General features: G+C 61.1%; 8 protein-coding genes. 5 read left to right on the forward strand and 3 right to left on the reverse strand.

The window, feature by feature from the left end:
• Positions 1-58 precede the first annotated feature (58 nt).
• Together WA943_RS04410 and tyrS are read right to left on the reverse strand one after the other, a co-directional pair.
• Complete coding sequence (locus tag WA943_RS04410) at positions 59-1159, reverse strand: NADH:flavin oxidoreductase (RefSeq protein ID WP_424468635.1); 1101 nt, start codon at positions 1157-1159, stop codon at positions 59-61.
• A 161-nt stretch (positions 1160-1320) separates the two neighbouring features.
• Entirely contained in the window at positions 1321-2577 is a 1257-nt protein-coding gene (tyrS, locus tag WA943_RS04415; protein ID WP_424468636.1) for a tyrosine--tRNA ligase, read from the reverse strand.
• A 77-nt stretch (positions 2578-2654) separates the two neighbouring features.
• Between tyrS and WA943_RS04420 the strand changes: the two genes are divergently transcribed.
• Positions 2655-3761, forward strand: a complete 1107-nt coding sequence (locus WA943_RS04420) for an anhydro-N-acetylmuramic acid kinase (protein WP_424468637.1) — start codon at positions 2655-2657, stop codon at positions 3759-3761.
• A 107-nt stretch (positions 3762-3868) separates the two neighbouring features.
• Here the strand turns inward: WA943_RS04420 and WA943_RS04425 are convergent, their stop codons facing one another.
• Positions 3869-4525: an alpha/beta hydrolase gene (locus WA943_RS04425; RefSeq protein WP_424468638.1), complete on the reverse strand. Its 657-nt coding sequence runs from the start codon at positions 4523-4525 to the stop codon at positions 3869-3871.
• Positions 4526-4804: 279 nt separating this feature from the next.
• Here WA943_RS04425 and WA943_RS04430 point away from each other — a divergent pair, with 279 nt between their 5' ends.
• The 4 genes from WA943_RS04430 to sufC are packed head-to-tail and all read left to right on the forward strand — an operon-like array spanning position 4805 to position 8690.
• Positions 4805-5278 carry an Rrf2 family transcriptional regulator gene (locus WA943_RS04430; RefSeq protein ID WP_424468639.1) on the forward strand — a complete coding sequence of 158 codons (474 nt, stop codon included), beginning with the start codon at positions 4805-4807 and terminating at the stop codon, positions 5276-5278.
• 31 nt (positions 5279-5309) lie between these two features.
• Entirely contained in the window at positions 5310-6494 is a 1185-nt protein-coding gene (locus WA943_RS04435; RefSeq protein WP_424468640.1) for a cysteine desulfurase family protein, read from the forward strand.
• A gap of 1 nt (position 6495) precedes the next feature.
• On the forward strand, positions 6496-7950 hold the full coding sequence (sufB, locus tag WA943_RS04440; RefSeq protein ID WP_424468641.1) for a Fe-S cluster assembly protein SufB: 1455 nt from the start codon (positions 6496-6498) through the stop codon (positions 7948-7950).
• On the forward strand, positions 7950-8690 hold the full coding sequence (gene sufC, locus WA943_RS04445; protein WP_424468642.1) for a Fe-S cluster assembly ATPase SufC: 741 nt from the start codon (positions 7950-7952) through the stop codon (positions 8688-8690). Before sufB ends, sufC begins: the two co-directional genes overlap by 1 nt.
• The last annotated feature ends 33 nt before the right edge of the window (positions 8691-8723 follow it).

Below are 8723 nucleotides of genomic sequence, written 5' to 3' on the forward strand. Positions count from 1 at the left end.
ATACGCGGGTCAAGCCCGCGCATGACGACTGTATTGAATCTCGCTATCCAAGCGCTTCTTAGTCGGCAGGCGCTGTTTCTTCACTTTCCACGAAGCCAGCCCATGTCCGCATATATTCAATAAAGGCCGGACCAAGCCCTTCCTGACGAAGGAGCGCCGCTGAAACGGGCAGGGCGGGCGATTGGTAATTCGAGTTCCGGCGCACCTGCTCCGGAAAATCGTGGCGCAAGATCGCCCCTCGGCCGATCAGAACATAGTCGCAACCGGCGTCGAGAACATTCACCGCGGCTTCCGCGCTCATGATCTTGCCAGCAACGCCAAGACGCACATTCCCGCGCGGAAGTTCAGCGAAGTAGCTCATCAGCGAGCGGCCTTTAAATCCTTCGGTATTAGGTTCGATCGAATAGTCCCATAGCGACATATCGAGATATTCGATCTTGCCCTGCCGCAAGACCTCCGCCGCGACATCGCGGATTTCAGGCAGGACCACGCCGAAGCGTTCCGGCGACAGGCGCAGGCCGATCTGAAAATCCGGGCGGCACTCGGCGCGAATGCCGTCGATAATTTCAAAAATGAGGCGCGCGCGATTTTCGATGCTGCCGCCGTAGCGGTCATTTCGTCTGTTGATCGTCGGCGACAGGAACTGAAGTAGAATATAGCCATGCGCGCCGTGAAGCTCGACGCCGTCGAAACCGGCGCGATCCGCGCGCTTTGCCGCGGTAATGAAGTCGTCGCGCAATTCTTCGACTTCAGCCAGCGTCAAGCCGCGCGCGCCGGTCGCAGCGTCATCTGACGGGCAGACGACTTCGCTTACCAGTTCTTTGAGGGCGCGATTGCCGCCGTGATAAAGCTGCACCGACGAAATCGAGCCACGCGATTTGATGCCGCTTGCAAGACGCGTGAGGCCTTCGAGATGTTCGTCGCCGAAGATGCCGAGTTGGCCGGGAAAGCCCTGACCTCGCGCCTGAACATGCGCCGCGCAAGTCATCGTCAACGCAAAGCCGCCTTCCGCGCGCATGGTCAGCCACCGATACTCATCGTCAGACAAACGCCCGTCGGGATAGCTTTGATGATTGGTGAGCGGTGCCAGCATGAAACGATTTTTCATGGCCGGGCCACGAGCAAGCGTCAGAGGTTCGAATAGTTTGGCCACGGACATATAGCTCTCCAATGTGGTCAGGATTTTCCGGTCTGAATTGCTTAGGTTTCATTTTGGGCGTGGTCGTTCACATCGCCGGAAGTGGCAAGCGATGGAGTCTCGCGGCCAGTGAAAGAAGTCGTCGAGGCCGCTACTATAGTTTCAGCGATCTTCGCCTCGCGTCAGCCTGCTGGCTTCAGCAACACATGCCGCTTCTTTCCCATCGACAGCTTCACAACGCCATCGGCAGTCAAATTCGCCCGCGTCAGCACGAGCCGGTCATCGCTCACCGCCTCATCATTGATGCGCAACGCGCCGCCCTTGATCTGGCGTCGCACGTCGCTCGTTGACGCGCACAATCCCGCAAGCACGAACGCATTGAGCACACCGAGGCCCGCATCGAACAATTCGGCCTCAGCCTCGATCGTCGGCAGATCGGCGCTGATAGCGCCTTCCTCGAATGCAGCCTTCGCTGCGCCCGCCGCCTTCTCCGCCTCCGCGCGGCCATGCGCCATGGCGGTCGCTTCGGTCGCGAGGATCTTCTTCGCCTCGTTCAGCTCCGAACCCTGAAGCTCCTCGAGCCGCGCAATTTCATCGAGCGGCAATTCGGTGAAGAGACGCAGGAAGCGGCCCACATCGGCATCTTCCGTATTGCGCCAGAACTGCCAGTAATCGAAAGGTGAGCGCATATCGGCATTGAGCCAGACCGCGCCATTCGCCGTCTTGCCCATCTTCGCGCCTGACGATGTCGTCAGCAGCGGGCTCGTCACGCCGAAAAGCTGCACGCCATCCGTGCGGCGGCCAAGCTCGATGCCGTTGACGATATTGCCCCACTGGTCCGAGCCGCCCATTTGCAGCGTCACGCCATATTTCCGGTTCAGCTCCACGAAGTCGTAGGCCTGCAGGATCATGTAGTTGAATTCGAGGAACGAAAGGTTCTGCTCGCGTTCCAGCCGGATTTTCACGCTGTCGAAGCTGAGCATGCGGTTGACCGAAAAATGGCGGCCATAATCGCGCAGGAAATCGATGTACATCAGTCCGTCGAGCCAGTCGCGATTGTTCACCATCACGGCGTCGGTCTTGCCTTCGCCGAAGGTCAGGAACTTGCCGAAGACGGATTTGATGCCGACAAGGTTTTCGTCGATCTTCTCGTCGGTCAGAATGGGCCGCGCATCGTCGCGAAAGCTCGGATCGCCGATCCGCGTCGTGCCGCCGCCCATCAGGGCCATCGGCCTGTGCCCGGCCTTTTGCAGCCAGCGCAGCAGCATGATCTGGACGAGGCTGCCCGCATGCAGGCTCGGCGCCGTCGCATCAAAGCCGATATAGCCCGTAACGATGCCCTTCAAAGCGGCTTCGTCCAGCGCCTCCGGATCGGAGACCTGGTGAATGAAACCGCGAAGTTGAAGTTCGCGCAGGAAGTCGGATTTGAACGTGCTCATGATAACTCTGTCTGGATAGGCTTTAAGGCGGGGCTGGTGTATCACGCTTTGGCAACAGGAAAAACCGGCAGGACCGCATGATCCGCGCACTCGGGCTAATGAGCGGCACTTCCCTCGACGGCATAGACGCCGCCATTATAGAGACGGACGGCCATTCCGCCGTCACGCCCGGCCCCTCGCTGGCCGTGCCCTATACGCCAGAAGAGCGCGCCGTGCTGCGTGCCGCGCTCGAAGCGGCGAAAACATGGGAGCCGGATGCGCCCATGCCCGCCGAAATCGCCGAGGCCGAACGCCTGCTGACCCTTGCTCACGCCCAGGCCGTGCGCAGCCTGCTGAAGCGGGAAAATCTGGCTCCCGCCGATATCGACATCATCGGCTTTCATGGGCAAACCGTCCTCCACCAGCCCGACCGCCGCCGCACCGTCCAGATCGGCATGGGGGCGGAGCTTGCGCGCCTCACCGGCATCGACGTGGTGAATGATTTCCGCAGCGCCGATGTTGCGGCAGGCGGCCACGGCGCCCCCCTCGTGCCGCTTTACCATCAGGCGCTGGTGCGCAGCCTCGGCGCGAAGGAGCCCGTCGCGGTCGTCAATATCGGCGGCGTCGGCAATGTGACCTATGTGGGCCTCGACGGCGCACTCATCGCTTTCGACACCGGCCCCGGCAATGCGCTGATCGACGACTGGGCGCATCGCCACACCGATATTCCCGTGGACAAGGACGGCGCGCTCGCCGCCGAAGGCGAGGTCGATGTCGATGCGCTGGAAAGGCTGATGGACAATCCTTTCTTCGATCTGCCCCCGCCGAAATCCCTCGACCGCTTTTCCTTTTCGCCCGATCCCGTCGAGCACCTTTCGCCGCAGGGCGGCGCGGCGACATTGACGGCCTTCACGGTCGAAGCCATCGCGCGAGGCGTCGCGCATATTCCCGGCATGCCGACGCGCTTTATCATTTGCGGCGGCGGGCGGCATAATCCGACGCTGATGTCGATGTTGAGTCGCAGGCTTCAGGGCGGTGTTCTGCCTGCGGAAGATGTGGACTGGCGCGGCGACGACATCGAGGCCGAAGCCTTCGCCTATCTCGCTGTGCGCTCGCTGAAAGGCCTGCCGCTCAGCCTGCCGACGACAACCGGCGTGCCCGCCCCGATGCCCGGCGGCACATTGCACAAGGCGTCAAAAGCCTGACGTCGTCCCCGGAACCCATCTTCACCCCGGCACGCGCATAAAAAATCACCCCGGAAACAAGTCCCGGGGTGACAATCTATCTACGGATCGTTTGAAGGCGACGGCCGTCAGCCCCGCGTCGGCTGCGCAGCCAAACGCTTGTCCAGATAAGCGCCCGTTACGGTGGCGAGCTGTTCCAGATGCGTATCGAAGAAATGGTTCGCGCCGTCGATCGTCGTGTGTTCGATGACGATGCCCTTCTGCGTCTTAAGCCGGTCAACGAGCTTCTGCACATCGGCCGCGGGCGCCACCTGATCGGCGCTGCCATTGACGATGAGGCCAGACGAAGGGCAGGGCGCGAGGAAGGTGAAGTCATACATATTGGCCGGCGGAGCAACCGAGATGAAGCCCTCGACCTCGGGGCGGCGCATCAGCACCTGCATGGCAATCCATGCGCCAAACGAGAAGCCGCCGATCCAGCACTGCGACGCGTCGATATTCTGCGCCTGCAGCCAGTCCAGCGCCGAGGCCGCATCCGAAAGCTCGCCAATGCCGCTATCGAAAGCGCCCTGGCTGCGGCCGACGCCGCGAAAGTTGAAACGCAGCACCGAAAAGCCCCGCGCAACGAAATCCTGAAACAGCGTGTAGGTGACGGGATTGTTCATCGTCCCGCCGAATTGGGGATGCGGATGCAGCACCAGCGCGATGGGCGAATTCGCCTTGCGGCTGTGATGATAGCGGCCTTCGATGCGGCCGGCGGGACCGTTGAAGATGACTTCGGGCATGTTCTTCTTGTCTCACCTTGCTCGCACCCCGGACCTCGGGGGCAATAACCAACTGCCAGTGTAGGATATTAATTCCAGAAACTTGGCTTTTTCGCTGGAATTTAAATCCAGACATCGCTAAATAGTTGACTAGCGTACTGGGAATAACCCGGTTCGCTACGTGCCTATTCCCGGTTAGCGGGGCAGGCCGACCGTTCTTTAACACAGGCAAGTGCCGGTTAGGCAAGGCTTTTGGGCGCTGGAAGCGCTCCCGAGCCGGTTTCCAGAGGAGTTGGCTCCATGAAGCTCACGACCAAAGGGCGTTACGCGGTGATGGCAATGGCCGATCTGGCTCGCCACGGTGCCGGTCGACCGGTAGCGCTTGCCGACATCGCGCAGCGCCAGGAAATCTCGCTTTCCTATCTGGAACAGCTTTTCGCCAAGCTGCGCCGCGGCGATCTTGTCAAAAGCGTGCGCGGCCCCGGCGGCGGCTATCTGCTGGCCCGCGAGGCCGACCAGATCCGCATCGCCGACGTGATCGTCGCTGTCGATGAACCGATCAAGGCCACCCGCTGCGAGCTGGGTTCGCCGAAAGGCTGCATGGGCAATTCCTCCAGCCGCTGCATCACGCATGACCTTTGGGAGGAGCTGAGTCACCAGATTCACCTGTTCCTGAGCGGCGTGTCGCTGGGCGATGTCGTCAATGGCCGTGTCGCCACGACGTCGAACCATCGCGAGGCCGAGAAATCGCTCGCCGCCAACGCCGCCGACTGAACTTCGATCTATTGAAGGGTCTATTTGCCGAATGACGAAGCTGCGCGCCTATTTCGATCACAATGCAACTGCTCCGGTTCGCCCCGAAGCGGCGGCAGCGATCGCGCGCGCGCTGATGCTCACCGGCAATCCCTCGTCCGTCCATGCGGAAGGCCGCCGCGCCCGCCAGATGGTGGAAGAGGCGAGGGCGCATGTCGCCGCGCTGGTCCACGCAAAGCCCGCCGAAATCGTCTTCACAAGCTGCGGCACCGAAGCGGCAAACCTCGCGCTCCATTCCGCCAAATCGGCGCTTGGCATCGAGCGCCTGATCGTCTCCGCGATCGAGCATGATTGCGTGCGCGCCTCCGCCGCCGCCCTCGGTCTTCCCGTCACCGAACTCCCGGTCGACACCTGCGGCGTCGCCGATCTGTCCGTGCTCGCAAAGTTGCTCGAAGCGCCGGGCAAGCCGCTCGTCGCGCTGATGCTGGCAAACAATGAAACCGGCGCTGTGCAGCCCATCGCCGAAGCGGCCGTCCTCACCCATCACGCGGGCGGCCTTCTGCTCGTCGATGCCGTGCAGGCCGCGGGCCGCATGAGTGTCGAATTCGACGGCCTCGGCGCCGACATGCTCTTCGTCTCCGCCCATAAGATCGGCGGGCCCCAGGGCGCAGGCGCGCTCGTCGTCCGCACCGGCCTTGCCTTCGAGCCGCTCATCCGCGGTGGCGGGCAGGAAGCGCGTCGCCGCGCCGGCACTGAAAATGTTGCGGCCCTTGCAGGCTTTGGCGTCGCCGCCCGTCTGGCGCGCGAAGACGTGCATGAAATGTCGCGTCTGGCCGATCTGCGTGATGCGCTTGAACATGCGCTCCGCGAAGTCGCGCCCGATCTCGTCATCTTCGGTGAAGACGCGCCGCGCCTTGCCAATACGAGCCTCTTTGCCGCATCGGGCCTCGATGCCGAAACCCTTATCATGGCGCTCGATCTCGATGGGCTGGCGGTAAGTTCCGGCTCGGCCTGTTCGTCGGGCAAGGTTGCGCGCTCGCATGTTCTTGCCGCGATGAAAGTGGACGACGCTCTGGCGAAAGCCACGATCCGCGTCAGCCTTGGCAGCGGCAATACGCGCGAAGAAGTAGATCGGCTTGTCGCAAGCTGGTCGCGTGTGCTGAAGCGCACAAGAGATAAAATGAAGAGTGCGAAAACAGGTGCGGACGCTTCCGCGCTTGCAGAAGTGGAGCATTGATATGGCGGCTGTTCGCGAAACGGTCGAGACCGTCGACAGGGTTGCTGGCGAGAAGTACAAATATGGCTTCACGACCGACATTGAATCCGAGCGCGCGCCCATTGGCCTGAGCGAGGATACGGTCCGTTTTATTTCCGCCAAAAAGGGTGAGCCGCAATGGATGCTCGACTGGCGGCTTGACGCCTATCGCCGCTGGCTGACGATGGAAGAGCCCAAATGGGCGAAGGTCGAATATCCGCCGATCGATTTCCAGGACGCCTACTATTATTCGGCGCCCAAGCAGAACGCGAAGCTTGCAAGCCTCGACGAGGTGGATCCGAAACTTCTTGAAACCTACAAGAAGCTCGGCATCCCGCTTATCGAGCAGCAGATGCTTGCCGGCGTCGCCGTCGATGCGGTCTTCGACAGCGTGTCGGTTGTCACGACCTTCAAGTCGAAGCTCGCCGAAGTCGGTGTCATCTTCTGCCCCTTCTCCGAGGCCGTGCGCGAGCATCCGGAGCTGGTGCGCAAATATCTCGGCAGCGTCGTTCCGACGACGGACAATTATTACGCGACGCTCAATTCGGCGGTCTTCTCCGACGGGTCCTTCGTCTATATCCCGCCGGGCGTCCGCTGCCCGATGGAGCTGTCGACCTATTTCCGCATCAACGAAGCCCAGACGGGCCAGTTCGAGCGCACGCTCATCATTGCCGACAAGGGCTCCTATGTGAGCTATCTCGAAGGCTGCACCGCGCCGCAGCGCGACGAGAACCAGCTTCACGCCGCTGTCGTTGAGCTTGTCGCCTTCGACGATGCCGAGATCAAATATTCGACCGTCCAGAACTGGTTCCCCGGCGACGAGAACGGCAATGGCGGCATCTATAACTTCGTGACGAAGCGCGGCGACTGCCGTGGCGACCGCTCGAAGATTTCCTGGACGCAGGTCGAGACCGGCTCCGCCGTCACCTGGAAATATCCAAGCTGCATCCTGCGCGGCGATGAATCACGCGGCGAGTTCTATTCCATCGCCATCTCGAACCATTACCAGCAGGTCGATAGCGGCACGAAGATGATCCATCTCGGCAAGAACACGTCGAGTCGTATCATCTCCAAGGGTATCGCCGCTGGCCGCTCGTCGAACACCTATCGCGGCCTTGTCAGCGTTCACAAGAAGGCCGAAGGCGTCCGCAATTTCACGCAATGCGACAGCCTGCTCATCGGCCCGAAATGCGCGGCCCATACCGTTCCCTATATCGAGGCGAAAAACCCGACCGCGATTTTGGAACATGAAGCGACCACCTCGAAAATCAGCGAGGAACAATTGTTCTATTGCATGCAGCGTGGCTTGCCTGCGGAAGAAGCAATCGCACTCATCGTCAATGGTTTCTGCCGCGACGTGCTTCAGCAGCTCCCCATGGAGTTCGCCGTCGAAGCGCAGAAGCTTGTCAGTATCAGTCTGGAAGGAAGTGTCGGCTAATGCTTGAGATCAAGAACCTTCACGTCGCGGTCGGCGGCAAGGAAATCCTGAAAGGCATCGACCTCAATGTCGGTGACGGCGAAGTTCATGCCATCATGGGGCCGAACGGCTCGGGCAAATCGACGCTTTCCTATATTCTTTCGGGCCGCGAAGGCTACGAGGTGACGAAAGGTACCGTCACCTACAAGGGCAAGGATCTCCTGAGCCTGAGCGTGGACGAGCGCGCCTCCGCTGGCGTCTTCCTCGCCTTTCAGTATCCGATCGAGATTCCCGGCGTCACGACGATGACCTTCCTCAAGACGGCGATCAATGCGCAGCGCAAGGCGCGCGGTCTTGAGGAACTGGACGCGCCGCGCTTCCTGAAGCTGGTGCGCGAAAAGGCAAAGCCGCTCAACGTGCCTGACGACATGCTGAAGCGCGCCTTGAATGTTGGCTTCTCCGGCGGCGAGAAAAAGCGCGCCGAAGTTTTGCAGATGGCGCTGCTCGAGCCCTCGCTTGCCGTTCTTGATGAAACCGATAGCGGCCTCGACATCGACGCGCTGAAAGTCGTGGCCGATGGCGTCAACGCGCTGCGTTCGCCCGATCGCTCGATGATCGTCATCACGCATTACCAGCGCCTGCTTGAATATATCGTGCCCGACTTCGTGCACGTGCTTTCGGAAGGCCGGATCGTTCGCTCCGGCGGCAAGGAACTGGCAGGCGAGCTGGAGAAAACAGGTTACGCGGAATTTGCGGCGTAACAGCTAAAAGCCATTCGTCATGGCCGGGCTCGA

It is taken from the genome of Parvibaculum sp., assembly GCF_049651025.1.
Classification (GTDB): Bacteria; Pseudomonadota; Alphaproteobacteria; order Parvibaculales; family Parvibaculaceae; genus Parvibaculum.